We start from the raw sequence: 26,242 nt of genomic DNA, 5'->3' as shown, positions 1-26,242 counted from the left end.
CGCGACGGGCCGAGCCTCTCAGCGGCCCGTGAACCCGGTCGGCGCCAGCTCGCCGGGCGCGATCGGGAAGCGCGGCTCGATCGTCATCGGGTCGGCCAGGGCCGCCGCGCGCTCCGCCCGCCTGCGACCGTGCCTCAGGGCCCGGGTCTGCGCCGCGCGGGTCGGGTGCAGAATGGCAGCGAGCAGGGACTGCCCTTCGAACTCGCTGTCCAGGTTCTTGGCTTCGAAGACGGGCATGGCCGGCCTGCTTGAGTGCGGTACCGGACACTGCCAAAGGCGTCGATCCGGGCCACATCCCCAATAACGGGGATCGCGTGGACAGGTTCCGTCAAGCTTTCGCCTCGAAACCTCTTTTTTACTCTTCGTCCAGGCGTCACCCGAATGCAGTGCGGCCGCGCACACCGATCCGCGGTCAGACGAACTGGTTCAGCCCGGGGATGGAGCCGATGATCGGGCCCATCGCGTCCTCGCCGACCTTCTCGCGGCCGAAGGCGAACAGCTCCTGGCCGAGGGGCTGCATCTGACCCATCGGCACGCCGGCGGCCATCAGCTTCTGGCCGAGCGCCATGACGCCGCCGCCGCCCATCATGCCGCCGAGCATGCCCATCAGGCCGCCGCCGCCGCTCTCGCCGGCGTTCGACTCGGCGATCAGCGCCTCGGAACCCGGCAGGGCCGCCAGCAGCTGGCCGACCTCGGCGGCAGGACCTTCCTTCTGCAGGAAGGCCAGGATGTGCCCGATGGCGGTCTGAGCGGTCGCGGCGTCGAGCCCGGTGCGGGTGGTGACGCGGGCGAGCAGTTCTTCCATGGTGATGATCTCTTCGGAACGCTTCCAGACGTCCTTCGACTCTGGGGCGTCGGAAATCAAGCGCGCGGCATCGCTCCCCGGGAAAACTCCCCGGCTTCGCGCGGGCGATCGCGCGCGGGCCGAGGCCGGGCGCGGGGAGGCAGCGGCGACCGGTTACAGCGGGCACGGTGCCGCAGTGAGCGATCTCGCCAAGGATCGCCCCATCCGGTAGACCCTGGGCCAGTCTTGAACCGTTCCAGGCCACCGGGCCGGGTTAGTCAGGGAGTTGCCAGACCATGCGGGTCGGCCTGTTCGTGCCGTGCTACGTCGACGCCTTCGAGCCCGAGGTCGGGATCGCCACCCTCGAGCTCCTCGAGCGCCTGGGCTGCACGGTCGAGTATCCGTTCGACCAGACCTGCTGCGGGCAGCCGATGACCAATACCGGCTGCCACGCCGAGGCCGCCGCGACCGAGGCGCTGTTCGTCAAGAACTTCTCCGGCTTCGACTACGTCGTCGCCCCGTCGGGCTCCTGCGTCCACCAGGTACGGGAGCACCTGACGGCGATCCCCCAGACCGACGAGGTCAGCCACGTCCGCGCCAGCACCTACGAGCTCGTGGAGTTCCTGCACGACGTGCTGAAGGTCGAGGACCTGCCCTGGGCGAACTTCCCGCACAAGGTCGCCTATCACACCAACTGCAACGCCCTGCGCGGCATCCATCACGCGCGGCCGACCGAGCTGGTGAAGCCCGACTTCTCGAAGCCCCTCGACCTGCTGCGCCTCGTGAAGGGCGTCGAGCTCGTCGATCTCGCCCGGCCGGACGAGTGCTGCGGCTTCGGCGGCACCTTCTCGGTGTTCGAGCCGGCCGTCTCGGCCAAGATGGGCTACGACAAGGTCGCGGATCAGAACCGGGCCGGGGCGGACTACGTCGTGTCGGCCGATTCCTCCTGCCTGATGCACCAGAAGGGCTGCGCCGAGCGTCTGGGATTGCCGCTCAAGTACATCCACATCGCGCAGGTGCTGAACGGAGCCGCCGCATGAGCGTCGAGGATCTCAACCCGCGCGAGCGCGAAGGCGTCATCCACCCGGAGGTGCGGGCCGGCCACGACGAGAGCGAGCGGGCGCCGGACGGCCGGCGTCTCCAGCACGCGGAGGCCGCCTCGAAGCCGATCCGCGCGCCGCAGACCCGGGAGCCGCAGCCGCGCGGCGCGAAGATCCGGGGCGATCGCCCGATCAACCAGTCCGAGGCCGCCGAGCGTTTCCTCGCGGCGCCGCTGCACCAGGCGGCCCACGACGAGCGCCTGTGGGACCTGCGCAAGAAGCGCGACGCCTCCGCGCACGGGATCCCGGAATGGGAGGAGCTGCGCGAGCTCGCCTCGCAGATCAAGACCCACACGCTGAGCCATCTCGACCGGTATCTCGAGCAGTTCGAGGCGGCCGCGAAGGCCAACGGCGTCCACGTGCACTGGGCGAAGGACGGCGCCGATCACAATCGGATCGTGCTGGAGATCCTGCGGAGCCACGGCGCCAGGACGCTGGTGAAGTCGAAGTCGATGCTCACCGAGGAGTGCGGCTTCCGCCACCACATGGCGGCCAACGGCATCGAGGTCATCGAGACGGATCTCGGCGAGCGGATCCAGCAGCTCGACAACGAGGAGCCGAGCCACGTCGTGGCGCCGGCCGTCCACAAGACGCGGATGGACGTGGCCGAGGTCTTCGCCAAGACGCTCGGCACCGATCCGGACAACGACGACGCGCACTACCTCGCCGAGAGCCAGCGCGAGACCACGCGGCCCTACATCCTCAAGGCCGATGCCGGCATGACGGGATGCAATTTCGCGATCGCCGAGACGGGCACGGTCGTGACCTGCACCAACGAGGGCAATGCCGACCTCTCCGGCAACGTGCCGCCGCTGCAGATCCACTCCATCGGCATCGAGAAGATCATCCCGAAGGTCGAGCATCTCGGCGTGTTCATCCGCCTGCTGTCGCGCTCGGCACTGGGCTCGCCGATCACCCAGTACACCTCGCACTTCCGCGCGCCCCGCGCGGGCACCGAGATGCACATGGTGCTGGTCGACAACGGCCGATCCGAGCGCCTCGGCATGGAGGAGTTCTGGACCTCCTTGAAATGCATCCGCTGCGGCGCCTGCATGAACACCTGCCCGGTCTACAGGCGGTCCGGCGGGCTCTCCTACGGGGCGACCTATTCGGGGCCGATCGGGCTGATCATCGATCCGACCTTCAACAAGCGGAAATACTCGACGCTGCCGTTCTCCTCGACGATGAACGGCTCCTGCACCAACGTCTGCCCGGTGAAGATCAACATCCACGAACAGATCTTCGCGTGGCGGAAGGTGCTGGTCGAGGAGCACCAGATCCCGGCGCTCAAGCAGGGCATGATGAAGGCCGCGGGCGCCGTGCTCTCGCGCCCGGCCGCCTATCGGGCGGCGATCGGCGCGGCGGATTCCGCGCTGAAGGTCCTGCCGCGCTTCGCGGTCTACAACCCGCTCAACACCTGGGGGAAGAAGCGCGAGATGCCCGACGCGCCGCGCCAGACCTTCCACGCCTGGTACAAGCAGAACCGCATGAAGGACACCGGTCGATGAGCGCCCGCGACGCGATCCTCGACGGCATCCGCAGGAACCGGCCGGCCGGCGACTTCCCGCTGCCGGAGGTGCCGCTGTTCACACCGCTCGTCGGCGACGACCTCGTGGCGGAGTTCGGCGAGCGGCTGAAGCGCATGGGCGGACGCGTGGCCGAGCCCGGTGCCGGCGACGTGTTCGCGGGCGTGCGCGAGCGCCTCGACGCCGCCAAGGTCGTCGCCTCCGCGGTCCCCGAGCTGACCGGAAACCGCGATCTGCGGGGCGTGCGCGCGCCCGAGGAGGTCGAGGACGTCGACGTGGCGGTGGTCCGGGCGGTGTTCGGCATCGCCGAGACCGGCTCGGTGCTGTTCACCCAGGATCAGTTGATCGTCAACGCGGTCGGCTACCTCGCGCAGCACCTCGTCGTGCTGCTCGATCCGGCCGACATCGTGCCGAACGTGCAGGCGGCCTACCGCCGGCCGGAATTCGGCCGCTCGGCCTACGCGGTGCTGCATACCGGCCCGTCGGCGACCGCCGACATCGAGGGGGTCCTGATCCACGGCGCGCAGGGCGTCCGCTCGCTGACGGTGCTGCTGCTCCCGAGGGATGCCGCCGAGCGCGGCTAAGACCGGCTCCGTCGCCGCGGCCGTCCTCGCGAGCGGAGCGAAGCAATCCAGGGATGCGCCACGGCCGGCGATGTCGCGCTGCCCTGGGTCGCTTCGCTGCGCTCGCGATGACGGCGGCGCCGCCCGCCCGACGCGGCACCTGTGTCTTGCCCGCATCGCCCCGATCGAACGGCCATCGAGCCGGAACCGACGATCGGGCGCGCCCCTTGCTTGGACGACGGACGGGCCGTCATCCGGCAAGGAGATCCGATGCGCTACACCCTCGGTTGCAGCCTGTCCTACAACATCCTCTCGGATACCACCTTCATCTTCAATCTCGAGGTGGCGAAGCTGAAGAGCGTCGAGATCCTGAGCGAGAGCCTGGTCCTGACGCCGAACCTCAAGCGCGATCTCTACACGACCCCTGACCTCCAGAACCGCTATCTGGCGGTCAACGTGCCGACCGGTCAGTTCGCGCTGGAGTACAACGCCGAGGTCGACCTCACGGTGCATCGGGCCGACCCGGCGACCATCAACGAGACGCCCATCGGACAACTGCCCCTCGACATCCTGCCGTTCCTGCTCCCGAGCCGGTTCGTCTCCTCGGACCGGCTGACGCCCTTCGCGCTGGCCGAATTCGGCGCTCTGCCCAAGGGCCACGCGCGCGTGAACCAGATCTGCAACTGGATCCACGACCACATCGCCTACCAGCCCGGCACCAGCGACGGCGAGACGACCGCGGACGAGTCCCTGCTCAAGCGCGCCGGCGTCTGCCGCGACTTCGCGCATATCGGCGCCGCCTTCTGCCGGGCGCTCGGTATCCCGGCCCGGTTCGTGAGCTGCTACGCCCATGGCCTCGTCCCGAGCGACTTCCACGCCGTGTTCGAGGCCTATCTGGACGGGCGCTGGTGGCTGTTCGACGCCACCCGACAGGCCGACCTCGACGGGCTGGTGCGGATCGGCGTCGGGCGCGACGCCGCGGAGATCGCCTTCTCGACACCCTTCGGCAACATGCAGCCGGTCAATCAGCAGGTGCGGATCCAGCGGACGGATGGGCAGGGCAGCCCGATGCCGCGCACGGTGGACGCCATCTCGACCGAGATCCCCGCGCCCCACGCTGGAGCGGCCTGAGCGCAGGTCCGGCAGCGATCACGGCGTCGTGTGATCCTGTGATCCCGGACGCGCGGCGACGGACGGGTTGACCGCGCCGGTCGCCGCATGCCGCGTGCGGGCCAGCGGGAGCCGTCAGATCGGCGGCGGAGAGCGGCGCCGGCGCCGCTCGGTCTGGCCGGCCGCACCTCACGAACGGGCGCGGATCCCGCCGCTCCGCGGGCCCGGCGGCCTCGCGAGCCTCAAGCAACGGCGGGCGCCGGCCTCGTCGCGCCTGGATCGCGGCAGGTCGCTCGACGCGTGCGCCGGCGTATTGTCGGCGCCATCCCCGCGGACGGATAGTGATGCCGCGACTTTCCGGGCGCCGTATTGCCGCGTTTCTTGGGGATCGCGCCCGGGAGATCCTCGGCCTGCCTGAAGACAAGTTGCGCATCGTCGGAGCGCCCCATTCGCACCCGGCCATTGTCCTTCATCTTGTCGCCGCCGGCGAATTCGCCGCAAGCGTGGCTGTGGCGGGGTCGCAACACCGTAAAACGATCCCCGCTCCGCCCCGAGACCTGCCCGTAAACGCCGCGATCCCGCCATAGTCCGGGCCCACCTCAACATCCGCGGTAAACGGCAATCTCGACAACGATTTACCGTTCGGAAACGAGGACTTCCCGAGTACGCGGACGGATTTCCCGGCGCTTCGCGAACGGCGACGCGCCGCGGTTCAACGCACCCTCGGGATCGGCTGCGAAGGCTTGGTCTGAAGTCATGGTGACGCGTTTGAACGACAAGTCGAAGCTGCCGAGCCGCCACGTCACGGAGGGGCCCGACCGCGCCCCGCACCGCTCCTACCTCTACGCCATGGGCCTGACCCGCGAGCAGATCCACCAGCCGCTGGTGGGTGTCGCCTCGTGCTGGAACGAGGCCGCGCCCTGCAACATCTCGCTGATGCGCCAGGCGCAGGCGGTGAAGAAGGGCGTCGCCGCCGCCAATGGGACGCCGCGCGAGTTCTGCACGATCACGGTCACCGACGGCATCGCCATGGGCCACGGCGGCATGCGCGCGTCGCTGCCGTCGCGGGAGGTCATCGCCGACTCGGTCGAGCTGACCATGCGCGGCCACGCCTACGACGCCCTCGTGGGTCTGGCGGGCTGCGACAAGTCGCTGCCCGGCATGATGATGGCGATGGTCCGCCTGAACGTGCCCTCGATCTTCATCTACGGCGGCTCGATCCTGCCGGGCTCGTTCCGTGGCAAGCCCGTGACCGTTCAGGACCTGTTCGAGGCGGTCGGCAAGGTGGCCGTCGGCGACATGAGCCTCGAGGATCTCGACGAGCTGGAGCAGGTCGCCTGCCCGTCGGCCGGCGCCTGCGGCGCGCAGTTCACCGCCAACACCATGGCGACGGTCTCCGAGGCGATCGGCCTGGCGCTGCCGTACTCGGCCGGCGCCCCGGCCCCCTACGAGATCCGCGACAAGTTCTGCGCGACTGCCGGCGAGAAGGTGATGGAGCTTCTGGAGAAGCGCATCCGCCCGCGCGACATCGTCACCCGCAAGGCCCTGGAGAACGCCGCCACGGTGGTGGCGGCCTCGGGCGGCTCGACCAACGCGGCGCTGCATCTGCCGGCGATCGCGCACGAGTGCGGCATCGAGTTCACGCTGTTCGACGTGGCCGAGATCTTCCGGCGCACGCCCTACATCGCCGACCTGAAGCCCGGCGGGCGCTACGTCGCCAAGGACATGTTCGAGGTCGGCGGCATCCCGCTGCTGATGAAGACGCTCCTCGACCACGGCTTCATGCACGGCGACTGCATGACGGTCACCGGCCGCACCATCGCGGAAAACATGGACCGGGTGACCTGGAACCCGGACCAGGACGTGGTCTACCCCGCCAACCGCCCGATCACCCCGACCGGCGGCGTCGTCGGCCTCAAGGGCAACCTCGCCCCCGAGGGCGCGATCGTGAAGGTCGCCGGCATCCCGGCCGAGAAGCAGGTCTTCACCGGCCCGGCCCGCGTGTTCGACGGCGAGGAGGCCTGCTTCGCGGCCGTGCAGGCGCGCAGCTACAAGGAAGGCGACGTACTCGTGATCCGCTACGAGGGTCCGCGGGGCGGCCCCGGCATGCGCGAGATGCTGTCGACCACCGCGGCCCTCTACGGCCAGGGCATGGGCGACAAGGTCGCGCTGATCACCGACGGGCGCTTCTCGGGCGCGACCCGGGGCTTCTGCGTCGGCCATGTCGGCCCCGAGGCCGCCGTGGGCGGCCCGATCGGGCTGCTCCGCGACGGCGACGTGATCACCCTCGACGCGATCCAGGGCACGCTCAGCGTCGCCCTGTCCGACGCGGAACTGGCCGAGCGCCGCAAGGCCTGGACCGCGCGGCCCAACACCGCGACCTCCGGCTACCTCTGGAAATACGCGCAGGGCGTCGGCCCGGCCCTGTACGGCGCCGTCACCCATCCGGGAGGTGCCAAGGAGACGCAGAGCTATGCGGACGTCTAGGACTGACCTCAGCCGGCGCCGGGCGCCGGCCGGGGCCGATCCCGGTCGGTTCCGGTGCGTCGGCGGGCTCGCGGTCGCGGCCTGGGCGCTCGCCCTGCTCGCGCTGCCGGTCACGCCGTCGCGCGCCCTCGACGCCAATGTCCGCACGCCCGTGCAGGTCCCGGTCGCCGACAAGAGCTACCGCTCGGCCAAGGACGCGCTCCGGGCCGGCATGCGGGAGTACAATGCCGGCGACAAGCAGGGTGCCGCCCGCGCCCTCGAGTACGCGGCCGGCCAGGGCCACGCCCTGGCGCTGTGGAAGCTCGGCCGGATGTATGCCGACGGCGACGGCGTCCCGCACGACGACCTGAAGGCGTTCGAGTTCTTCTCGCGGATCGCCGATGCCAGCACCGACGACGGGCCCGATCCGCAGAACTCGGCGGTCCTGGGCAGCGCCTTCACGGCGCTGGGCACCTACTTCCTGGAGGGAATCAAGGGCACCTACGTGCGCCCCAATCCCGAGCGCGCCTACGACATGTTCAACTACGCGGCGTCCTACTACGGGGACCCCAACGCGCAGTACAATCTCGCCCGGCTCTACCTCGACGGCACCGGCGTCGAGGCCGACCCGCGGCAGGCCGCGCGCTGGTTCAACCTCGCCGCCGAGAAGGGCCACCATCCGGCGCAGGCGCTGCTCGGCGACATGCTGGTCAACGGCCTGGGCGGCATCCCGATCCAGCGGGTGCGGGGCCTGATGTGGCTCTCCCTCGCCCGGGAAGGCGCCGAGAGCCGCAAGGACGACTGGATCGTCGCGCTCTACGAGAAGAACTGGGCGGCCGCCAGCGAGGACGACCGCGCCGAGGCGCAGACGCAGCTCCAGACCGTGGGCTCGATCCGCAAGCGGCGCTGAGCCGCCCTCAGCTCTTCGCCGCGGCGATCGCCGCGGTGAAGGACGGCCGCTCGAGCGTCGCCGCGACCCAGTCGGCGAGCTTCGGCCAGCGGGCGCCGTCGACCGCGACCTTGGCCAGCCGCAGGTTGTGGAACGGCGCCGCCACGGCGATGTCGGCGATGCCGAACCGGCCGCCGACGAGGTAGGGCCCGCCGATCTGCGATTCGAGGTAGTCGAACAGCGGCGGCAGCGCCGTGTCGACGGTCCGCTGCGCCAGCGCCTCGTCGCCCTCGACCTTGAACAGGCGCGGCTTCAGGAAGCGCTCGACGAACGGCACGAGCACCTGGCGGGTCAGCTCGCACTCGCCGAACTTGTCGAACCAGCGGGCGCGGGCGGCGTCCCGCGCGTCCTCGGGGATCAGCGCGGGCGCCGGATGCTGCCGCTCGAGATAGTCGAGGATCGCGCTCGAATCGGCGAGGCGATACCCGGCCTCCTCCATCGCGGGGATCTTCCCCATCGGGCTCGCGGCCCGGAAGTCCGGATCCGGCGCGTGGAAGCCGACCGGGCGATGCTCGAACGCGACGTCCTTCTCGTAGAGCGCCACGAGCACCTTGCGCACGTAGGGCGACACGCTGCTGCCGTAGATGATCATCGTCGTTTCCCCCGATCGCGGCTCTACCCGGCCGCCAGCTCCGCCGTGACCGGCACGTGGTCCGACGGCTTGTCGAGCCCGCGCATGTGCTTCTGGACCGAGGCCGAGACCAGGCGGTCGCCGGCCTGGGGCGAGAGCAGCAGGTGGTCGATGCGGATGCCGGCGTTCCGCTGCCAGCACCCGGCCTGATAATCCCAGAAGGTGTATAGCCCGTCGCGCGGATCGCAGGCGCGCAGGGCGTCGGTGTAGCCCTCGGCGAGGATCGCCCGGAACGCCGCCCGGGTCGTCCCGAGGAACAGGGCGTCGGAGCGCCACGCCTCCGGATCGGCCGCGTCGGCCGCCTCCGGGATGACGTTGTAGTCGCCCGCCAGCACCACCGCGATCTCGTCCTCCAGCAGCGCCCGGGCGTGGAGCCGCAGCCGCTCCATGAAGGCGAGCTTGTACGGGTATTTCGGGCTGTCCACCGGGTTGCCGTTCGGCAGGTAGATCGACGCGACGCGCACCGGGCGCGTGTCCGCGCCCGTGATCAGCGCCTCGATGTAGCGGGCCTGCGCGTCGTCCGCGTCGCCCGGGAGCCCGCGCCGGATCTCCGACATGGCGAGGGGCGCGCGGACCAGCAGGGCCACGCCGTTATAGGCCTTCTGCCCCAGCGTCTCGACCGCGTAGCCCGCCGCCTCGATGTCGGCCTGCGGGAAGGACTCGTCCTGGCACTTGAGCTCCTGCAGGCAGACCACGTCGGGCCGCGCCTCCTCCAGGAAGCCGAGCAGGTGCGGGAGCCGCTGCTTGATCGAGTTGACGTTCCAGGTGGTGATCCGCATCGCCTCGCTTCCGGTCGCCGCCCGGCCGTCATCCGCGCTTCGCGTCGCGCTGACAAGGCCATCCCGGCGCAAGGACGGGGAAGTAGGGTCGGCGGATGAACTGGTTCGAGCCGGTGTCGGCCTACTGCGAGCGGGGCGGGCCGGACTTCTGGGCCGAGCCTGCCAACGCGCTGTCGAACGCGGCCTTCCTGCTGGCCGCCGCCGCCGCGGCGCGGCGCGCCTCCGTGGCCGATCCGCCGGACCGGACCTGCCTCGGGCTGGCGGCCCTGATCGCCGTGGTGGGCGTCGGCTCGTTCCTGTTCCACACCCTGGCAGTCTACTGGGCGATGCTCGCCGACGTCGTGCCGATCGCGCTGTTCATCTACGCCTACCTCGCGCTGGCGCTGTCCCGGTTCCTGCGGCTGGCACCGGTCCGGGTCGCGGCGGCGACCGGGGGGTTCGCCCTCCTCGGCTTCGCGCTCACGCCTCTTCTCGACGGCCTGACCGGCCTCGACGTCGCGCGGCTGACCAACGGCTCGGTCGACTACCTGCCCGCCCTGCTGGCGCTGTTCGGCGTCGCCTGGGCGGCCGCGCGGCGGCCGGAGGAGCGCTTCGTCGGGACCGGGCGGCGGCTCGCCGGCATCGGCCTGCTCTTCCTGATCTCGCTGGCGGCGCGGACCGGCGACCGGGCGGCCTGCGCGCTGCTGCCGACCGGCACGCACCCGCTCTGGCACGTGCTGAACGCCGTCGTCCTGTACGCCCTCGTGGCGACGGCGATCCGCCACCGGGAGACCGCCGGGTGACACGCCCCGCGGTTCCGGGCCAATTCCTTGCGGGCGGGGCGGAATTCTTGCAGAAGTGCGCCGCATCGGGCGCCCGGCCCATCGCGGTCGCCCGGGCACGGAAGGGGTCATGACAGTGAGCTTTCGCCTCGGGATCGCCGGACTCGGGACCGTCGGAGCGTCCGTGGTCCGGATGATCGAGCGCCGCCGCGCCGCCTTCGCTGCGGCGGGCCTCGATATCCGCGTCACCGCGGTCTCCTCGCGCGACCGCGGCCGGGACCGCGGCCTCGACCTGTCGGACATCGCGTGGTTCGACGACCCGGTGGCGCTCGCCCGGTCGGAAGCCGTCGACTGCGTGGTCGAGCTGATCGGCGGCGCCGAGGGGCCCGCCAAGGCGGTGGTCGAGGCGGCGCTCGAGGCGGGCAAGCCGGTGGTGACCGCCAACAAGGCGCTGCTGGCCCGCCACGGCGCCGCCCTGGCCGCGCAGGCTGAGGCGAAGGGCGTGGCCCTCGCCTTCGAGGCGGCGGTGGCCGGCGGCATCCCGGTGATCAAGACCCTGCGCGAGGGCCTGCCGGGCAACGCGGTCTCCCGCGTCTACGGGATCCTCAACGGCACCTGCAATTACATCCTCAGCCGCATGGAGCGCGAGGGGCTGACCTTCGAGGCCTGCCTGAAGGACGCGCAGGCCCTGGGCTACGCCGAGGCGGACCCGACCTTCGACGTCGAGGGGTTCGACACCGCGCACAAGCTCGCGATCCTGACGAGCCTCGCCTTCGGGACCGCGGTCGACGCGGACGGCGTGTCAGTGGAGGGCATCTCCCGGGTGCAACCCCTCGACCTCCGCATGGCGGACGAGCTCGGCTACCGGATCAAGCTGCTCGGCGTCGCGCAGGCGACCGAGGCCGGCATCGAGCAGCGGGTCCACCCGACCATGGTGCCGAAATCCTCGGCGATCGCGCAGGTCATGGGCGTCACGAACGCCGTGACGATCGACGCGGACGCGGTGGGCGAGCTCACCCTGATCGGTCCCGGCGCCGGCGGCGAGGCCACGGCCTCCGCGGTGGTGGCCGACATCGCCGACGTGGCGCGCGGCGTGATCCGCCCGACCTTCGGCGTTCCGGCCGCGGCGATGCGCGCCAGCGAGCGCGTGGAGATGCAGCGTCACGAGGGCGGCTACTACATCCGCCTCACCGTCCACGACCGCCCCGGCGTCGCGGCCGGCGTCGCGCAGCGGATGGCCGAGCGATCCATCTCCCTGGAGAGCATCCTGCAGCGCCGCGTCGAGGGGCCGGAGGCCGATCCGCGCGGCCGCTCCGGCCGGCCCGTGCCGCTGGTGCTGATCACCTACGCGGCGACCGAGGGCAACATCCGCGACGCGCTCGACGCCATCGGCGCCGACGGGCTGCTGGCGGAGCCGCCGCAGCTGATCCGGATCGAGCGTGAATAACAGTGCATACGGTAGCGTGACCCGCCACCGCTTGATGCAGGATAGTGGGCCTTAGCGAACCGGCGTATACGCTGCGCGGCCGTCATCCGACGGTATCCATCCGGGATCCGACCCCAAGATCGGACCCGGCCAGAGGCAGGAAACCATGGAAGAGGCCCCCAAGCCGGCATCGCGCGGCGTCCCGCGCACGCTCGCCCTCGAACTGGCCCGCGTGACGGAGCGTGCCGCCATCGCCGCCGCCCGATTGCGCGGCCAGGGCGACGAGAAGGCGGCCGACCAGGCGGCGGTCGACGCGATGCGCGACGAACTCAACGGCCTGCCGATCCGCGGCACCGTGGTGATCGGGGAGGGGGAGCGCGATCAGGCGCCGATGCTGTTCATCGGCGAGCAGCTCGGTCTCGGGGAAGGGCCCGAGGTCGACATCGCGGTCGATCCGCTGGAGGGCACGACCCTCTGCGCCAAGGACATGCCCGGCGCCATCGCGGTCATGGCCATGGCGGAGCGCGGCTCGCTCCTCGCCGCGCCCGACGTCTACATGCAGAAGATTGCCATCGGGCCCGGCTACCCGCCCGGGCTCGTCGATCTCGACGCCAGCCCGACCGACAACATCCTGGCGCTGGCCAGGGCCAAGGGCGTCGATCCGAAGCAGATCACCGCCCTGATCCTCGACCGGCCGCGCCACGCGGCCCTCGTGGCCGAGGTGCGGGCGGCCGGCGCGGCGGTGCGCCTGATCTCGGACGGCGACATCGCCGGGATCATCTTCACGGCGAGCCCCGAGGAGACGGGCATCGACCTGTATCTCGGGACCGGCGCGGCGCCCGAGGGCGTGCTGGCGGCCGCCGCGATGCGCTGCATCGGCGGCCAGATGCAGGGGCGCCTGATCCTGGATACCCCGGACCGGCGGCGCCGGGCCGCCGAGATGGGCATCGAGAATCTCGACCGGAAATACGACCTGACCGACCTCGCGAGCGGTGACGTCATCGTGGCCGCCACGGGCATCACCGACGGGGCGCTCCTGCGCGGCGTGCGCTTCAGGCCGGACCGGATCCAGACCGAGACCCTGGTCTACCGGTCCGAGGCCGGGACGGTGCGGCGGATCCTCGGCGAGCACCGCCGCGGGCTGACCTGATCCCGCGGGCCGCCGGTCCGCGACCGGCGGCGTTCAGTCCGACGGTTCGGCCCGGCTTCAGTTCAGCACTACCACCTTGCTGCCGACGGGGACGCGGCTGAACAGGTCGATCGCGTCCTGATTGATCATCCGGATACAGCCCGACGACACGCTCTTGCCGATGGAGAAGGGCTCCAGCGTCCCGTGGATGCGGAACAGCGTGTCCTTGTTGCCCTGCCAGAGGTACATGGCGCGGGCCCCGAGCGGGTTGCGCAGGCCGCCGGCGACGCCGAGGCCGCTCTGCAGCTTGTCGACCTCGCTGGCGAGCTTCGGGCTGCGGGCGATCATCTCCTTCGGCGGGTACCAGTCCGGCCAGGCCTGCTTGGAGTTCACCGTCGCGGTACCCGACCACGAGAAGCCCTGCTTGCCGACGCCGACGCCGTAGCGCCGGGCCCGACCGTTCGCCTCGACCAGGGTGAGCTGGTGCGCCCGCGGGTCCACGATGATCGTCCCCGGCTCGTAGGGCCCGTGATAGGCGATCTCCTGGCGGAGGAACGCGGGGTTCATCTTCTTGTAATTGAACGCCTGGACCGGGAACACGTCGTCCGTGATCGGGCCGTAAACCTTGGCGTAGTCGATCGGCTCGTTGTCGGGCGCGCGGAGGACGGCCTTGGCCTTGGCGGCCTCCAGGGGCGACAGGCCCTCTGCCGGCGGCACGCTGCCCGGGCGGGCCGGAACCGTCGGATCGTCCGTCTCCAGGGTGGCGGCCGGCGGCGGCGCGACCGGGGCCTGCGCGGCGGGGCGCGGCGGTGCCGGGCGCACGAAGTCGGTGCGGCCGGTATAGGGCAGGTAGCGGCCGCCGCGACGGACGTAGAGCGCGCCGTTCTGATCCTGGTAGAGCTGACCGTCGTCGCCGAACCCGTCGATCCCGGCCTCGCCCACCGGGCCGCGGCCCTGGGCGTGCGCGGTGGAGGCGAGGGCGAGGACCGTGAAGCCGGCCAGGAGAAGGCGACGGATCGGGGCGGACATGGTTCGAATTCCTCGGGAGGCGTCGCCGGGGCTTGCCGCGACGCGCAGGCGAGCGGGCCCGCACGAAGTCGCGGCGCAGCTCATCCCGGGGCTTAGCAAAGGTCGCGCTTTACCGCCAAGTTGCCGACGTTGATCGAGGGCAACTTACAGGGTCTTCCGGGTCGTTTCTCCGCGCCTGTGTTGCCCTCGTGCAGCAATGATTTCGACGGCGTCGCTCACCGATCCGTGAGCGCGTCGGGCGGGCGCCCGTTTACTCGGCACGCCTGCCTCGCCGAGCGGCAGCGACTCGGCGGGAGGAGGTCCGGCCCGGAGACGGCCGGAGCCGGGCGGACCGCGCGGCACGCGTCCCGTGCGGTATGGCACGCTTGCTGCATTGCCCACTCAGCCGCGCCTGCTGCGGCGGCGGAGCAACGGCGCTCCAAACAGCGGACGGTGTGAGTCCGGATCCCCGGCATGAGCGACCGCGTGGCGGTTCGCCCACTTACGACGAGCACCAGCTATGGCCAGCTTCAAAACGGTGATGAAGTCGGGTCACCCCCCGACGCTGTTCGCGGCATTCCTCTACTTCGATTTCTGTTTCGCCATCTGGGTCCTGAACGGCGCCATGGGGCCGTTCATCACCGAGACCTTCAAGCTCTCGCCGGCCCAGACCGGCTTCATGATCTCGCTGCCGATCCTCGCCGGAGCGCTGATGCGCTTCCCGCTCGGCGTTCTGGCCCAGTATATCGGCCGGAAGAACGCCGCGATCACCGAGATGAGCGTGATCATGCTGGCGATGGCCTACGGCTATCTCTTCGTCTCCTCCTACAACGACGTCCTCGCCATGGGCGTCCTGCTCGGCATCGCCGGCGCGTCCTTCGGCGTCGCGCTGTCCCTCGGCTCGGGCTGGTTCCCGCCGGAGCACAAGGGGCTGGCGATGGGCATCGCGGGCGCCGGCAATTCCGGCACCGTGCTGGCCGTGCTGTTCGCCCCGCCGCTGGCCCAGGCCTACGGCTGGCAGACCACCTACGCCTTCGCGGGCGTCGTCATGCTGCTGCCCCTCGCGATCATGATCGTGCTCGCCAAGGAGCCGCCGGACTGCGAGCACCAGACCTTCAAGGAGCACGTCTCCTGTCTGTTCACCAAGGACGGCTGGGCGTTCTCGCTGATCTACGTCATCACCTTCGGCGGCTTCATCGGCCTCTCGAACTTCCTGCCGACCTTCTTCTACGAGCAGTTCGCGGTGACGAAGGTCGAGGCCGGGCGCCTAACCATGCTGGCGGCCTTCATGGGCTCGGGCATCCGGATCGTCGGGGGCTACTTCGCCGACCGGATGGGCGGGATCGCGGTCCTGTCGGTGGTGCTGCTCGCGGCGATCGCCACGCTGCTGTCGCTGACCGCGACCCCCTCCCTGGCGCTCACGACGCTCCTGTTCATGCTGTGCTTCGCGGCCCTCGGGGCCGGCAACGGCGCGCTGTTCCAGCTCGTTCCGCTGCGCTGGCCGACCAACACGGCCGTGGCCGGCTCGATGATCGGCGAGATCGGGGCGCTGGGCGGCGCGATCCTGCCGAACGTCATGGGCCTGTCCAAGCAGTATACCGGCTCGTTCTCGCTGGGCTTCGTCGGCTACGCCGCCTTCACGGCGGTCGTCCTCGGCTGCCTCGCGCTCTGGCAGCGGAAGTGGGTCGGGAGCTGGGTCGGGCCGCGCGGCAAGGCACTCGGCACCGCGGCCGAGGCCGAGCAGGGCCAGCTGCGGCCCGCGACGGCCTGACCGCCGCAGCGTCTCGTAGCGGCGAACGACCTGTGACGGGGACCCTGGGGTCCCCGTTTTCAGTTGCAGCGCGAACCAGGAATTCGCGTGCCGGATGCAGGTCGGCGGTTGCCTTCCGCCTCGCAACGCGTTTGAATAATGCATTACGAGAGAGCGCCCGGCCCCGACGCCGAGGCGCCCGGCGACCGCGAGAGGCGGAGCCCCATGGGAGGAACGGTCGATGTCGAAGCGCTTCAGCGCCACGAACGGCGTGCTCGGCCTGCTCTGTGTGATGTACTTCATCACCTATCTGGACCGGGTGAACATCGCCACGGCCGGCGCGGAGATCATGCGCGATTTCGGCATGTCGAAGACCGATTTCGGTCTGATCCTGTCGGCCTTCGCCTACCCGTACGCGATCTTCCAGGTGATCGGCGGGTCGGTCGGCGACAAGTTCGGCGCCCGGCGCACGCTGCTCGCCTGCGGGGTGATCTGGGCCTCGGCGACCATCCTGACCGGCATGGTCGGCGGTCTCGTGAGCCTGTTCCTGGCCCGGGTGCTGCTCGGCTTCGGCGAGGGCGCGACCTTCCCGACCGCCACCCGCGCCATGCAGAACTGGACGGCGCCCGGCCGGCGCGGCTTCGCGCAGGGCATCACCCACGCCTTCGCGCGGCTCGGCAACGCGGTGGCGCCCCCGATCGTCGCCTTCCTGATCTACCATTTCGGCTGGCGGACCAGCTTCGTGATCCTCGGCGCGGTGAGCTTCGTCTGGGTCGCGATCTGGTGGCTGTACTTCCGTGACGACCCGTCCGAGCATCCGGCGATCACCAAGGCGGAGCTCGACACGCTGCCGCCGCCCCGCAAGGTCGGCGCGAAGCAGAGCGTGCCGTGGGGCGCCCTGACCCGCCGCATGCTGCCGGTCTCCATCACGTATTTCTGCTACGGCTGGACCCTGTGGCTGTTCCTCGGCTGGCTCCCGAGCTTCTTCAAGGAGAACTACAGCCTCGACCTGAAGAACTCGGCCCTGTTCGCCTCGGGCGTGTTCTTCGCGGGCGTCGTCGGCGACACGGTCGGCGGCATGCTCAGCGACTCGATCCTGCACCGCACCGGCAACGTGAAGCTCGCGCGCCTGTCGGTGATCGTGATCGGCTTCCTCGGGGCCGCCGCCAGCCTCGCCGGCGTGTTCATGACGCGGGACCTGACGCTCGTGGCGCTGCTCCTGTCCTCCGGCTTCTTCTTCGCCGAGCTCGTGATCGGACCGATCTGGTCCGTGCCGATGGATATCGCGCCGAAATATGCCGGGACCGCCAGCGGGCTGATGAACACCGGCTCGGCCGTGGCGGCGATCGTCTCGCCGATCGTCTTCGGCGTCATCGTGGACGCGACCGGGAGCTGGACGCTGCCCTTCGTCGGCTCGATCGGCCTGTGCCTGCTCGGCGCCGCGCTGGCCTTCACCATGCACCCCGAGCGGGAGTTCGTGGATCCCGTCACGCCGCCGGTCGCCCCCGCGGCCACCGTGCCGGCCGGGGAGTAGGGCGCGATGGCGGAAACGATGAAGCGGTCGGGCCCGCTCGCCGGGATGCGGGTGATCGAGCTCGCCCACATCATGGCCGGGCCGGTCTGCGGGTTGATGCTCGCCGACATGGGCGCGGAGGTGATCAAGGTCGAGAAGATGGAGGGCGACGACACCCGTCGCACCGTCCCGCCCGCCCTCGAGGGCGAGAGCGCCGCCTACATGATGATGAACCGCGGCAAGCGCGGCATCAGCCTCGACCTGAAGGATCCGGACGGCGTCGCGGTCCTGCGCCGCCTGCTCAAGGGCGCGGACGCCCTGATCGAGAACTACCGCGGCGGCACGATGGAGCGCCTCGGGATCGGGTGCGAGACCCTGAAGGTCGAGTTCCCCGAGCTGGTCTACTGCTCGCTCTCCGGCTTCGGCCGCACCGGTCCCTACGCCGACCGGGCCGGATTCGACCTCGTGGCGCAGGGCATGAGCGGCCTCATGTCGGTGACCGGGGAGGGCCCCGGGCGACCGCCGATGAAGTGCGGGCCGCCGGTCACCGACATCACCGCCGGCATCCTGGCCGCCATGGGCGTCCTGGCCGCCTACGCGAACCGGCTCCGGACGGGCCGGGGGCAGGCGGTCGACACGTCGCTGTTCGAGGCCGGCATCACCCACACCTACTGGCAGTCGGCCATCGCCATGGCGACCGGGATCGCGCCCGGCCCGATGGGCTCGGCCCATCCGCTGAACGCCCCCTACGAGGCCTTCGAGACCGCCGACGGCTGGATCACGATCGGCGCGGCCAACCAGACCAATTGGCTGCGCCTGCTCAAGGCCATCGGCGCCGACGACCTCGCCGAGGACCCGCGCTTCGCGCTCAACCGCGACCGGATGGCCAACCGGCACGACCTCGCCGCGACCCTCGCGCCGATCTTCCGGGCCCACAGCTCGGCCGAGTGGCTCGCCCGGCTCGAGGCCGGCGGCGTGCCGGCCGGACCGGTCCTCGACGTGAACGCGATGCACCGCGACCCGCAGGCGCTCGCCCGCGAGATGGTGGTCGAGGTGGATCACCCGCGGGTCGGGCGCATGAAGACCCTGGGCCTGCCGGTGAAGTTCTCCGAGACGCCGGGACGCGTGCATGGGCCGGCCCCGTTGCTCGGCGAGCATTCCCGGGCGATCCTGGCCGAGGCCGGGTACGCGCCGGCCGAGATCGACGCGCTGATCGCGCGGGGCGTGGTCCGCGAGACCGCGGCCTGACGCCGCCACCCGGAGACGCCGCGCATGACCGCCAAGCCCGCGACCGACGAGCTGCTGTTCACCATCGACGAGGCCGGCATCGCCCGCATCGTCCTGAACCGCCCGCAGGCGCGCAACGCGCTCACCTTCGCGATGTATCAGGGCCTGATCACCTGCTGCGAGGCGATCGCCGAGAATCCGGCGGTCAAGGCGCTGATCATCACCGGCGCGGGCGACAAGGCCTTCGCGGCCGGGACCGACATCGCCCAGTTCCGCGACTTCAGCACCGCCGAGGACGCGCTGGGCTACGAGCGCTTCATGGACAAGGTGCTGGGCTCCCTGGAGCGGCTGCGGGTGCCGACCATCGCGGCGATCGCCGGGGCCTGCACGGGCGGCGGCGCGGCCATCGCGGCAGCCTGCGACCTGCGGATCGCCACCCGCGACGCGCGATTCGGCTTCCCGATCGCCCGCACCCTCGGCAACTGCCTGAGCCAAGGCAACCTCAAGCGCCTCTCCGGCCTGATCGGCCCGGCGCGGGTCAAGGACATCATCTTCACCGCCCGCCTCGTCGGCGCCGAGGAGGCGCTCGGCATCGGGCTCATCGGCGAGATGGTGGACGATCGCGCCGCGCTCACCGAGCGGGTGGACACCCTGGCGCAGCTGCTGGCCAACCACGCGCCGCTGACCATGCAGGCGACCAAGGAGGGGCTGCGGCGCCTCGCCGAGGAGGAGGCCGGCGCCGAGGGCGCCCCGCAGCCCGGCGATGACCTGATCCTCATGTGCTACATGAGCCAGGACTTCCGCGAGGGCATGGAGGCCTTCCTCGGCAAGCGCACGCCCAACTGGACCGGGCGCTAGGACCGCTCCCGGTCGTGCCGCGACAGTCCGGAGGGAAGGCGTCTTCGGTAACGAGACAGTGGCGCCATGCCCCCTCTCCCGTGCGGGAGAGGGTTGGGGTGAGGGACGAGAACGTTCAGGATCAAGCGCGCGATCCTGCGTTGACCGCGCGCGCCTCGTCCGGACAGACCTGATCCCTCACCCTGTCCCTCTCCCGCACGGGAGAGGGGACCCGCGCCTCGTGCGGAGCGGGAACGGCGCTGACCAAGCCGCTCAGCCCGGCAGCGCGCAGACATCGACCCAGGCGGCGCCGGTGAGCTCGGCCATCCGCGCCGGCGCGATCCGCACCGAGCTGTGGGTGCTGCCGGCCGCCGGCACCACCTCGTCGAACGCTCTCAGCGAGACGTCGCAGTAGACCGGCAGCGGCGTCGGCAGGCCGAAGGGGCAGACGCCGCCCACCGGATGGCCGGTCACGGCCTCGACCTCGCCGAGATCGAGCATCCGCACCTTGCCGCCGAAGGCGGCCTTGGCCTTCCGGTTGTCGAGGCGCGCGTCGCCGCGCGTCACCACCAGGGCGACCTGCTCGCCGACGCGGATCGAGAGCGTCTTGGCGATCTGCGCCGGGACGACGCCGTGGCCCTCTGCCGCCTCGGCGACGGTCGCGGTGCTGGTTTCCAGGACGATGACCGCGATGTCGGGCGCCTTCTCGGCGAAGAAGGCGCGCACGGAAGTGAGGCTCATGGTTCGATCCGGAGCTCGAGATCTGCGCGGCGCGGCGCGCGCGCTGCCATAGGCGGCTCCGGGCGCGGCGGCCAGAGCGCCGACGCGGGTGGTAGCTGCGCGGAACGCGGCGCTCGCCCGACCGCGTCTCCTCACGCGGCGGGCCCCTCTCCGGGCGGAGAGGGGCCCGCCGCGCGGACTCGTTGCGCGTCTCGACCTACCGCGTCGTCGTCAGCAGCAGGTCCGGCAGCCACATCGCGATGCCCGGCACGAGGCACAGGATCAGGATCGCCACCGCCATCAGGATCACGAAGGGCAAGGTGCCCCAGATGATGTCCGAGAGCGGGATGTCGGGGGCGATGTTCTTGATGACGAAGATGTTCAGGCCCACCGGCGGGTGGATCAGGCCCATCTCCATGGTGATGGTCATCACGACGCCGAACCAGACGAGGTCGAAACCGGCGGCCTTGAGCGGTGGCAGGATGATCGGCGCCGTCATCAGGATGATCGAGACCGGCGGCAGGAAGAAGCCGAGCGCGATCACCAGCGCCAGGATGGTCACGAGCAGTACCCAGGGAGAGAGCTGCATCGCGACGATCGCGGCGGCGGCCGATTGCGAGATGTGCAGGTAGCTCATCACGTAGGCGTAGAGGAGCGACATGCCGATGATCAGCATCAGCATGGTCGATTCCCGCAGCGTCGCCGTCAGGATCGGCGTGACGTCGCGGAAGCGCCAGACGCCGTAGATCGCGGCGATCAGCGCCAGGGCCATCAGCCCGCCGAGGCCCGCGGTCTCGGACGGCGTGGCGTAGCCGCCGTAGAGCGCCACCATCACGCCGGTGAGCAGGACCACGAAGGGCAGGACCCGCGGCAGCGTCGAGAACCGCTGCGCCATGCTGTACTGCTCGTCGGCCAGGATCGGCGAGGCCGGCCCGCCGCGCTCCAGGGCCTCCTTGGCGGCGGCGTACTCGGAGCGGAACCGCACCATCGACCACGCGGCGAACAGGCCCACCAGCAGGAGACCCGGCCCGATGCCCGCGAGGAACAGGCGCCCGAGCGACTGCTCGGCCGCGACCGCGTACAGGATCATGGTGATCGAGGGCGGCAGCAGGATGCCGAGCGTGCCGCCCGCCGCGATGATCCCGGCCGCGAAGCCCGGCGAGTAGCCGCGCTTGCGCATCTCCGGGATGCCGGCCGAGCCGATCGCCGAGCAGGTGGCCGGGCTGGAGCCCGCCATGGCGGCGAACAGCGCGCAGGCGAAGACGTTGGCGATGCCCAGGCCGCCCGGGATGCGGTGCATCCAGGCATGCATGGCCGTGTAGAGATCCTGACCGGCCTTGGACCGGCCGATGGCAGCGCCCTTCAGGATGAAGAGCGGGATCGACAGCAGGGTGATCGAGGCCATCTCCTCGTAGACGTTCTGCGCCACCGTATCGAGGGAGGCGCCGGGCATGAACGCCACCATGAAGGCGAGCGCCACGAAGCCCAGCGCGAAGGCGATGGGGATGCCCGAGAGCATCGCCCCGAGGGTCGCGCCCGCGTACAGGAAGCCGATCGCGGCCGTGCTCATCGTTCAACCTTCGCGGAAACGGTCTGACCCAGCGGATCCGGTCCTCGGGGCGCGACCTCGGCCGCCCCGTGCATGTCGCGATTGACGTCGGCCCCGAGCCCGATCTTGGGCTGCGCCCATCCGGCGGCCCGCGGCCCGTAGGCGAGGGCCTCCGCGATCTGCAGGACGAACTGGAGGCACAGCAGGCTCATGCCGACGGACATGAGCGTGTAAGGGATCCACAGCGGCGGCCCCCAGGTCGATTGCGAGACCTGTCCGTCGACCCAGGCCTCGTGATCGAGGGACCAGCTCTTCCACGCGAAGAACAGGCAGAAGGCGAGGCTGACCAGGTCGGCCAGGAGGAGCCGCACCCGGTTCGCGGCCGGCGGGAGGAGACCGGTCAACGCCTCGATCGCCACGTGCCCCCGCTTGGCCTGGACGCCGGCCGCCGACAGGAAGGTGGCCCCGATGATCAGGAACACCGCCATCTCGTCCTGCCACTCCGTCGGCTCCTTCAGGAGGTAGCGGACGACGACGCTGTGGGTGAGCACGAGGCAGGCCGCCACGAGGCAGAGACCGCCCAGGGCCAGGATCACCCTGTTCAGGAGGCGCATGCCCCGGTCGAAGGCGCCGAGGAGGCCCGGCAGGCGCGGCTCTTCGGCACCGCGCGCCTCCGGAGCGGCCGTGGCCGCGTCGAAGCCGTGGCTCACGCGACCTGCTCCGCGAGCTTCAGCAGCTCCGCGCAGTTCGCGTTCTTGGCGGCGTAATCCTTCCAGGCGGTGTTGCGGGCGAGATCCCGCCACTGGCCGAGGGATTTCTCGTCGACCTGGACGACTTTGGCGCCGGCCTTGGCGAAGATCTCCTCGACCCGGGTGTCGTCCTCCTTCGCGCCGGACTGGCCGAAGGCTTCGAGCTCCGTGCCGACCGCCATGATCAGGTCCTGCTGCTCCTTCGGCAGGCCCGAGAACACGATCTTGGACATCATGATCGGCTCGAGCATGAACCAGTAGGAGCGCTCGCGCCCCGAGGTCAGCGCCTTGGACAGCTCCTCCAGGCGGAAGGAGATCAGGCTCGTGGAGGAGGTGATCACCGCGTCGCAGGCGCCGGTCTGCATCGCCGCGTAGGACTCGTTCGACGGGATCGAGAGGGTGGCCGCGCCGGCCTCCTTCATCATCATGTCCATCTCGCGCGAGCCGCCGCGGACCTTCATGCCCTTGGCGTCGGCCGGCGCCACGAGGGCGCGCTCCCGGCTCGCGACGCCGCCGGCCTGCCAGACCCAGGAGACCAGGATGATGCCCTTCGCGTCCAGGATCTCGGTGAGCTTGCGGCCGACCGGAGCCGCCTTCCACGCCACCGCCTGGGCGTAGGACGTCACCAGGGCGGGCATCAGGCCGATGTTGAGCTCCGGGATCTCGCCACCCGCGTACGGGCTCGGGTAGAGCGACATGTCGAGCGCGCCCTTGCGCATGGCGCCGAACTGGGCGTTCGTCTTCATCAGCGAGGAGCCCGGGTAGACCTGGACGTCCAGGGCACCCTTCGAGCGCTCGCCGACCATCTTGGCGAACTTCCGGCACATGCGGTCGCGGAAATCGCCCTCGTCGATCGTGCCGCCGGGAAACTGGTGGGACAGCTTCAGCGTCGTGGCCGCCTGGGCGCTGTTCAGGCCGAACCGCAGGATGGCCGGTGCCGCGAGCGTGGCCGCGATCAGCGAGCGACGAGTGGGCGTCATGAAGCTCTCCCGCACCGCAAACAACGCGGCGTACTTTTGTGCGCCGCAATAGTGCGGCGCTTCGTTGTATGCATGGAAAACCGGCTTGTATATTTTGTCAATGCTCCAGCATAATGTTCGCGTGCGTCGAACATCCGCCGGCCTCAACGGGCGGGGCGTCGCGCGGCCCGATCATCGGGGAGGAACCGGGAGCATGAGCCACGCGCAGCGGCTGAGGCAGCGTATCGAGGACGAGATCGTCTCGGGCGAGCTCGCCCTGGGGTCGCGGCTCGACGAGAACCAGCTCGCGGCCCGTTTCGGGGTCTCGCGCACGCCGATCCGCGAGGCGCTGCTGCAGCTCGCCGTCACCGGGCTCGTGCAGACGAAGCCCCGGCGCGGCGCGATCGTCAGCGCCCCCGAGCCGCACCTGCTGCTCGCCATGTTCGAGACGATGGCGGAGATCGAGGCGGCGTGCGGCCGCCTCGCGGCGCGCCGCCTCGTCGCCGAGGACGCCGCCGCGCTGCGCGCCGCGCTGGAGGGCTGCCGCGCCGCCCTGGCGACCGAGGACACCGAGGCCTACTACGCCGAGAACTACGTGTTCCACACGGTGGTGTACCGCGCGAGCCGGAACGCGTTCCTGGCGGAGCAGGCGCTGTCGCTCCATCGCCGTCTCGCCCCGTACCGGCGGCTGCAGCTGCGCGTGCGCCAGCGCCTGCCGCAATCGCTGGCCGAGCACGAGGCGATCGTCGCCGCGATCATCGCGGGCGACGAGGCCGGCGCCGCGGACGTCCTCCGCAGCCACGTGATCGTCCAGGGCGACCGCTTCACCGATCTCGTGGCGGGTTTGCGGGCGCCGAGCGCCGCCTGAGCGGAGCAGCCGCAGCCGCGAGGCCGGTGCGGGCGGCCCGTCCGATCCGAACCGGGTCCGAAGGCCACGCTTTCATCGCGTCCTAACCCTGCGCGCAGGTCGGACTGCGTAGGTGTTCCGCCTGACTCGACCGTAAGTTGCAGTACCGGCATTGTTCGCCCGAACCGGGGACAGATCATGCTGAAGGACGTCGTCAGGAGCGCGGGCCGCCGGGCGGGAGTGGATATCTTCCGGGCGAGCCGGGAGGCGTTCCGCTGGAGCCACACGGTCCACGACTACTACCCCGTCGTGCCGTCGTCGCGCTGGACGCCGGGCCGGGCGCCGCACGGCCAGCTCAAGGCGGTGCTCGGCCGGTCCCACGCCGCCTACGATCGCTTCCTCACCGAACTCGAGGCGCAGGCGGACCTGCTGCACAGCGTCCCGCACGACGCCCCAATGGCCGGCGCCGCGACACCCCACTGGAACAACACGTGGTTCACCGCCCTCGACGGCGCCGCGCTGATGACGATGCTGGCCTGGAAGCGCCCCGCGCGATTCTTCGAGATCGGCTCCGGCTGCTCCACCTGCTTCGCGCGGCACGCGATCGATACCCTGACGTTGCCGACGCGGATCACCTCCATCGATCCGATGCCGCGCCGCGAGATCGACGCCCTCTGCGACTGGACCGTGCGCAGCCCGCTCGAAGCCTGCGACCTGAAGATCTTCGAGGAACTGAAGGCCGGCGACATCCTGTTCTTCGACGGATCGCACCGCTCCTTCGCCAATTCGGACGTGACCGTGTTCTTCTTCGAGGTCATGCCGCGCCTCGCGCCGGGCGTGATCGTGCAGATCCACGACATCTTCATCCCGGACGACTACCCGTCCGCGTGGAACTGCCGGCTGTACAACGAGCAGTACCTGCTCGCGGCGATGCTGCTGTGCGGCGCGCCGCCGTTCCGGGTAACCGTGCCGGTGATGTACATCTGCCAGGACCCTGCCATGAGCGCCCGGGTCAGGACGGTGTTCGCCGCCCGCGGCGCCGGCCCCGACATCCCGTTCCTCTACGCGAACGATTCGCGCACGCCGGGCGCGTCGTTCTGGTTCGAGATGACCGGGATGCCCGGCTGATCGCGCGCCTCCTCGATGGCGCCGGCCGCCCGCCGCGATTGAGGCGTTCAGGCCGTCTCGGCGGCACCGTAATTGGCGGCGATCACCGACTTCTTCCCGCGGATGTGCTCGCGCATCAGCACGGCCAGGGCGGCACCGTCGCGGGCGCGCAGCAGCGCGATCATCCGCTCGTGCTCGGAGACCGCGCGGGCCCACTGCTCCGGGGTCTGGTGGGCGGAGTAGCGCGAGCGCTGGATCCGGCCCGACAGGCTCTCGTAGATGTTGGCGAGGATCGTGTTGCGGCTCGCCGCCATGATCCCCTCGTGGATCCGGCGGTTGTGGCTGAAGTAGCCGGCCTCGTCGCCGGCCTTCCAGGCCTCGACCATCGCGTCGTGATCGACCACCAGGGCGTCGATGTCGGCGTCGGTGATCGTCCGGCAGGCGAGGTCGCCGGCCGTCGCCTCGAGGCCGGCGATCACCTCCATCATCTCCTCGAGCTCGCCGTCCGAGATGCTGGCGACGCGGGCCCCGCGGTTCGGGAGCAGCTCGAGGAGACCTTCTGTCGCCAGGATCTTGATCGCCTCGCGGAGCGGGGTCCGCGAGATCCCGAAGCGCTCGGTCAGCTCGCCCTCGTTGATCCGCGCCTTCGGCTCCATCTCGCCGGACCGGATCAGCTCGCGCATGCGCTCGGCGACCTCGTCGTGGAGGTAGCGGCGGCTGATTCCGATCCCGGGCTCGATTTTGTTCATGGT

24 protein-coding genes and 1 pseudogene are annotated in these 26,242 nt (G+C 70.6%); 15 read left to right on the top strand and 10 right to left on the bottom strand.

Annotated features, from left to right (window positions below):
• Positions 1 to 18: 18 nt before the first annotated feature.
• Together J3A75_RS20140 and J3A75_RS20135 are read right to left on the bottom strand one after the other, a co-directional pair.
• Positions 19 to 237 carry a hypothetical protein gene (locus J3A75_RS20140; RefSeq protein WP_012319883.1) on the bottom strand — a complete coding sequence of 73 codons (219 nt, stop codon included), beginning with the start codon at positions 235 to 237 and terminating at the stop codon, positions 19 to 21.
• Between the two features lie 175 nt (positions 238 to 412).
• A complete protein-coding gene (locus J3A75_RS20135) occupies positions 413 to 805 on the bottom strand; it encodes a DUF2267 domain-containing protein (RefSeq protein WP_012319882.1) in 393 nt (130 codons plus the stop codon).
• A 275-nt stretch (positions 806 to 1,080) separates the two neighbouring features.
• On the opposite strand from J3A75_RS20135, the gene J3A75_RS20130 reads away from it, so the two are divergent.
• The 6 genes from J3A75_RS20130 to J3A75_RS20105 all read left to right on the top strand — a co-directional run bounded on the left by J3A75_RS20130 (position 1,081) and on the right by J3A75_RS20105 (position 8,459).
• Entirely contained in the window at positions 1,081 to 1,824 is a 744-nt protein-coding gene (locus tag J3A75_RS20130; protein ID WP_058606850.1) for a (Fe-S)-binding protein, read from the top strand.
• The gene (locus tag J3A75_RS20125; RefSeq protein WP_024829627.1) at positions 1,821 to 3,392 is read left to right on the top strand and encodes a lactate utilization protein B; all 1,572 of its coding nucleotides are present in this window, start codon (positions 1,821 to 1,823) and stop codon (positions 3,390 to 3,392) included. The genes J3A75_RS20130 and J3A75_RS20125 overlap by 4 nt, the downstream gene beginning before the upstream one ends.
• Positions 3,389 to 3,994 (top strand): LUD domain-containing protein, encoded by a 606-nt coding sequence (locus J3A75_RS20120; RefSeq protein ID WP_209650706.1) that lies wholly within the window; start codon positions 3,389 to 3,391, stop codon positions 3,992 to 3,994. The genes J3A75_RS20125 and J3A75_RS20120 overlap by 4 nt, the downstream gene beginning before the upstream one ends.
• Positions 3,995 to 4,243: 249 nt before the next feature.
• The gene (locus tag J3A75_RS20115) at positions 4,244 to 5,104 is read left to right on the top strand and encodes a transglutaminase-like domain-containing protein (protein WP_012319878.1); all 861 of its coding nucleotides are present in this window, start codon (positions 4,244 to 4,246) and stop codon (positions 5,102 to 5,104) included.
• 735 nt (positions 5,105 to 5,839) lie between these two features.
• The gene (gene ilvD, locus J3A75_RS20110) at positions 5,840 to 7,570 is read left to right on the top strand and encodes a dihydroxy-acid dehydratase (RefSeq protein WP_012319877.1); all 1,731 of its coding nucleotides are present in this window, start codon (positions 5,840 to 5,842) and stop codon (positions 7,568 to 7,570) included.
• Positions 7,557 to 8,459 (top strand): tetratricopeptide repeat protein, encoded by a 903-nt coding sequence (locus J3A75_RS20105; RefSeq protein ID WP_012319876.1) that lies wholly within the window; start codon positions 7,557 to 7,559, stop codon positions 8,457 to 8,459. Before ilvD ends, J3A75_RS20105 begins: the two co-directional genes overlap by 14 nt.
• Positions 8,460 to 8,466: 7 nt before the next feature.
• On the opposite strand, the gene J3A75_RS20100 is transcribed toward J3A75_RS20105, so the two are convergent.
• Positions 8,467 to 9,090, bottom strand: a complete 624-nt coding sequence (locus tag J3A75_RS20100) for a glutathione S-transferase family protein (protein ID WP_029357532.1) — start codon at positions 9,088 to 9,090, stop codon at positions 8,467 to 8,469.
• Positions 9,091 to 9,113: 23 nt separating this feature from the next.
• Complete coding sequence (xth, locus tag J3A75_RS20095; RefSeq protein ID WP_053620923.1) at positions 9,114 to 9,908, bottom strand: exodeoxyribonuclease III; 795 nt, start codon at positions 9,906 to 9,908, stop codon at positions 9,114 to 9,116.
• A 95-nt stretch (positions 9,909 to 10,003) separates the two neighbouring features.
• Here xth and J3A75_RS20090 point away from each other — a divergent pair, with 95 nt between their 5' ends.
• From J3A75_RS20090 to glpX, 3 genes are all read left to right on the top strand, one after another.
• Positions 10,004 to 10,690 (top strand): ceramidase domain-containing protein, encoded by a 687-nt coding sequence (locus tag J3A75_RS20090; protein ID WP_209650705.1) that lies wholly within the window; start codon positions 10,004 to 10,006, stop codon positions 10,688 to 10,690.
• A 109-nt stretch (positions 10,691 to 10,799) separates the two neighbouring features.
• Positions 10,800 to 12,116 carry a homoserine dehydrogenase gene (locus J3A75_RS20085; RefSeq protein WP_029357531.1) on the top strand — a complete coding sequence of 439 codons (1,317 nt, stop codon included), beginning with the start codon at positions 10,800 to 10,802 and terminating at the stop codon, positions 12,114 to 12,116.
• Positions 12,117 to 12,261: 145 nt separating this feature from the next.
• Complete coding sequence (glpX, locus tag J3A75_RS20080; protein WP_012319871.1) at positions 12,262 to 13,245, top strand: class II fructose-bisphosphatase; 984 nt, start codon at positions 12,262 to 12,264, stop codon at positions 13,243 to 13,245.
• Positions 13,246 to 13,302: 57 nt separating this feature from the next.
• On the opposite strand, the gene J3A75_RS20075 is transcribed toward glpX, so the two are convergent.
• The gene (locus J3A75_RS20075; RefSeq protein ID WP_012319870.1) at positions 13,303 to 14,253 is read right to left on the bottom strand and encodes a L,D-transpeptidase; all 951 of its coding nucleotides are present in this window, start codon (positions 14,251 to 14,253) and stop codon (positions 13,303 to 13,305) included.
• A 499-nt stretch (positions 14,254 to 14,752) separates the two neighbouring features.
• On the opposite strand from J3A75_RS20075, the gene J3A75_RS20070 reads away from it, so the two are divergent.
• The 4 genes from J3A75_RS20070 to J3A75_RS20055 all read left to right on the top strand — a co-directional run bounded on the left by J3A75_RS20070 (position 14,753) and on the right by J3A75_RS20055 (position 19,580).
• Positions 14,753 to 16,003 carry a nitrate/nitrite transporter gene (locus J3A75_RS20070; RefSeq protein ID WP_012319869.1) on the top strand — a complete coding sequence of 417 codons (1,251 nt, stop codon included), beginning with the start codon at positions 14,753 to 14,755 and terminating at the stop codon, positions 16,001 to 16,003.
• Positions 16,004 to 16,223: 220 nt separating this feature from the next.
• The gene (locus J3A75_RS20065; protein ID WP_012319868.1) at positions 16,224 to 17,516 is read left to right on the top strand and encodes an MFS transporter; all 1,293 of its coding nucleotides are present in this window, start codon (positions 16,224 to 16,226) and stop codon (positions 17,514 to 17,516) included.
• Positions 17,517 to 17,522: 6 nt separating this feature from the next.
• Complete coding sequence (locus tag J3A75_RS20060) at positions 17,523 to 18,743, top strand: CaiB/BaiF CoA transferase family protein (protein ID WP_209650704.1); 1,221 nt, start codon at positions 17,523 to 17,525, stop codon at positions 18,741 to 18,743.
• 24 nt (positions 18,744 to 18,767) lie between these two features.
• Positions 18,768 to 19,580, top strand: coding sequence for an enoyl-CoA hydratase/isomerase family protein (locus tag J3A75_RS20055; RefSeq protein WP_209650703.1), 813 nt, complete (start codon positions 18,768 to 18,770; stop codon positions 19,578 to 19,580).
• A gap of 252 nt (positions 19,581 to 19,832) precedes the next feature.
• Here the strand turns inward: J3A75_RS20055 and J3A75_RS20050 are convergent, their stop codons facing one another.
• From J3A75_RS20050 to dctP, 4 genes are all read right to left on the bottom strand, one after another.
• The gene (locus J3A75_RS20050) at positions 19,833 to 20,300 is read right to left on the bottom strand and encodes a YbaK/EbsC family protein (protein ID WP_012319865.1); all 468 of its coding nucleotides are present in this window, start codon (positions 20,298 to 20,300) and stop codon (positions 19,833 to 19,835) included.
• Positions 20,301 to 20,496: 196 nt separating this feature from the next.
• Positions 20,497 to 21,849 (bottom strand): TRAP transporter large permease, encoded by a 1,353-nt coding sequence (locus J3A75_RS20045; protein WP_024829636.1) that lies wholly within the window; start codon positions 21,847 to 21,849, stop codon positions 20,497 to 20,499.
• The gene (locus tag J3A75_RS20040; RefSeq protein ID WP_012319863.1) at positions 21,846 to 22,538 is read right to left on the bottom strand and encodes a TRAP transporter small permease; all 693 of its coding nucleotides are present in this window, start codon (positions 22,536 to 22,538) and stop codon (positions 21,846 to 21,848) included. Before J3A75_RS20040 ends, J3A75_RS20045 begins: the two co-directional genes overlap by 4 nt.
• Entirely contained in the window at positions 22,535 to 23,557 is a 1,023-nt protein-coding gene (gene dctP, locus J3A75_RS20035) for a TRAP transporter substrate-binding protein DctP (RefSeq protein WP_012319862.1), read from the bottom strand. Before dctP ends, J3A75_RS20040 begins: the two co-directional genes overlap by 4 nt.
• Positions 23,558 to 23,750: 193 nt before the next feature.
• Here dctP and J3A75_RS20030 point away from each other — a divergent pair, with 193 nt between their 5' ends.
• Both J3A75_RS20030 and J3A75_RS20025 read left to right on the top strand, forming a co-directional pair.
• A complete protein-coding gene (locus J3A75_RS20030; RefSeq protein ID WP_012319861.1) occupies positions 23,751 to 24,404 on the top strand; it encodes a GntR family transcriptional regulator in 654 nt (217 codons plus the stop codon).
• A gap of 177 nt (positions 24,405 to 24,581) precedes the next feature.
• Positions 24,582 to 25,511, top strand: a complete 930-nt coding sequence (locus J3A75_RS20025) for a class I SAM-dependent methyltransferase (RefSeq protein ID WP_012319860.1) — start codon at positions 24,582 to 24,584, stop codon at positions 25,509 to 25,511.
• Between the two features lie 47 nt (positions 25,512 to 25,558).
• On the opposite strand, the pseudogene J3A75_RS20020 reads toward J3A75_RS20025, so the two are convergent.
• Positions 25,559 to 26,179: pseudogene (locus J3A75_RS20020) on the bottom strand (GntR family transcriptional regulator); the annotation flags it as partial.
• Positions 26,180 to 26,242: the final 63 nt, after the last annotated feature.

Origin of the sequence: Methylobacterium sp. PvP105 (assembly GCF_017876975.1) — a bacterium.
Taxonomy (GTDB): domain Bacteria; phylum Pseudomonadota; class Alphaproteobacteria; order Rhizobiales; family Beijerinckiaceae; genus Methylobacterium; species Methylobacterium radiotolerans.
Note: the sequence above shows the minus strand (reverse complement) of the source record. Positions and strands in the feature narration are given on the sequence as shown.

Excerpts from the sequence above, each read along its gene's own strand:
- J3A75_RS20140 (WP_012319883.1), bottom strand. The coding sequence starts at position 237 with ATGCCCGTCTTCGAAGCCAAGAACCTGGACAGCGAGTTCGAAGGGCAG.
- J3A75_RS20135 (WP_012319882.1), bottom strand. The coding sequence starts at position 805 with ATGGAAGAACTGCTCGCCCGCGTCACCACCCGCACCGGGCTCGACGCC.
- J3A75_RS20130 (WP_058606850.1), top strand. The coding sequence starts at position 1,081 with ATGCGGGTCGGCCTGTTCGTGCCGTGCTACGTCGACGCCTTCGAGCCC.
- J3A75_RS20125 (WP_024829627.1), top strand. The coding sequence starts at position 1,821 with ATGAGCGTCGAGGATCTCAACCCGCGCGAGCGCGAAGGCGTCATCCAC.
- J3A75_RS20120 (WP_209650706.1), top strand. The coding sequence starts at position 3,389 with ATGAGCGCCCGCGACGCGATCCTCGACGGCATCCGCAGGAACCGGCCG.
- J3A75_RS20115 (WP_012319878.1), top strand. The coding sequence starts at position 4,244 with ATGCGCTACACCCTCGGTTGCAGCCTGTCCTACAACATCCTCTCGGAT.
- ilvD (WP_012319877.1), top strand. The coding sequence starts at position 5,840 with ATGGTGACGCGTTTGAACGACAAGTCGAAGCTGCCGAGCCGCCACGTC.
- J3A75_RS20105 (WP_012319876.1), top strand. The coding sequence starts at position 7,557 with ATGCGGACGTCTAGGACTGACCTCAGCCGGCGCCGGGCGCCGGCCGGG.
- J3A75_RS20100 (WP_029357532.1), bottom strand. The coding sequence starts at position 9,090 with ATGATCATCTACGGCAGCAGCGTGTCGCCCTACGTGCGCAAGGTGCTC.
- xth (WP_053620923.1), bottom strand. The coding sequence starts at position 9,908 with ATGCGGATCACCACCTGGAACGTCAACTCGATCAAGCAGCGGCTCCCG.
- J3A75_RS20090 (WP_209650705.1), top strand. The coding sequence starts at position 10,004 with ATGAACTGGTTCGAGCCGGTGTCGGCCTACTGCGAGCGGGGCGGGCCG.
- J3A75_RS20085 (WP_029357531.1), top strand. The coding sequence starts at position 10,800 with ATGACAGTGAGCTTTCGCCTCGGGATCGCCGGACTCGGGACCGTCGGA.
- glpX (WP_012319871.1), top strand. The coding sequence starts at position 12,262 with ATGGAAGAGGCCCCCAAGCCGGCATCGCGCGGCGTCCCGCGCACGCTC.
- J3A75_RS20075 (WP_012319870.1), bottom strand. The coding sequence starts at position 14,253 with ATGTCCGCCCCGATCCGTCGCCTTCTCCTGGCCGGCTTCACGGTCCTC.
- J3A75_RS20070 (WP_012319869.1), top strand. The coding sequence starts at position 14,753 with ATGGCCAGCTTCAAAACGGTGATGAAGTCGGGTCACCCCCCGACGCTG.
- J3A75_RS20065 (WP_012319868.1), top strand. The coding sequence starts at position 16,224 with ATGTCGAAGCGCTTCAGCGCCACGAACGGCGTGCTCGGCCTGCTCTGT.
- J3A75_RS20060 (WP_209650704.1), top strand. The coding sequence starts at position 17,523 with ATGGCGGAAACGATGAAGCGGTCGGGCCCGCTCGCCGGGATGCGGGTG.
- J3A75_RS20055 (WP_209650703.1), top strand. The coding sequence starts at position 18,768 with ATGACCGCCAAGCCCGCGACCGACGAGCTGCTGTTCACCATCGACGAG.
- J3A75_RS20050 (WP_012319865.1), bottom strand. The coding sequence starts at position 20,300 with ATGAGCCTCACTTCCGTGCGCGCCTTCTTCGCCGAGAAGGCGCCCGAC.
- J3A75_RS20045 (WP_024829636.1), bottom strand. The coding sequence starts at position 21,849 with ATGAGCACGGCCGCGATCGGCTTCCTGTACGCGGGCGCGACCCTCGGG.
- dctP (WP_012319862.1), bottom strand. The coding sequence starts at position 23,557 with ATGACGCCCACTCGTCGCTCGCTGATCGCGGCCACGCTCGCGGCACCG.
- J3A75_RS20030 (WP_012319861.1), top strand. The coding sequence starts at position 23,751 with ATGAGCCACGCGCAGCGGCTGAGGCAGCGTATCGAGGACGAGATCGTC.
- J3A75_RS20025 (WP_012319860.1), top strand. The coding sequence starts at position 24,582 with ATGCTGAAGGACGTCGTCAGGAGCGCGGGCCGCCGGGCGGGAGTGGAT.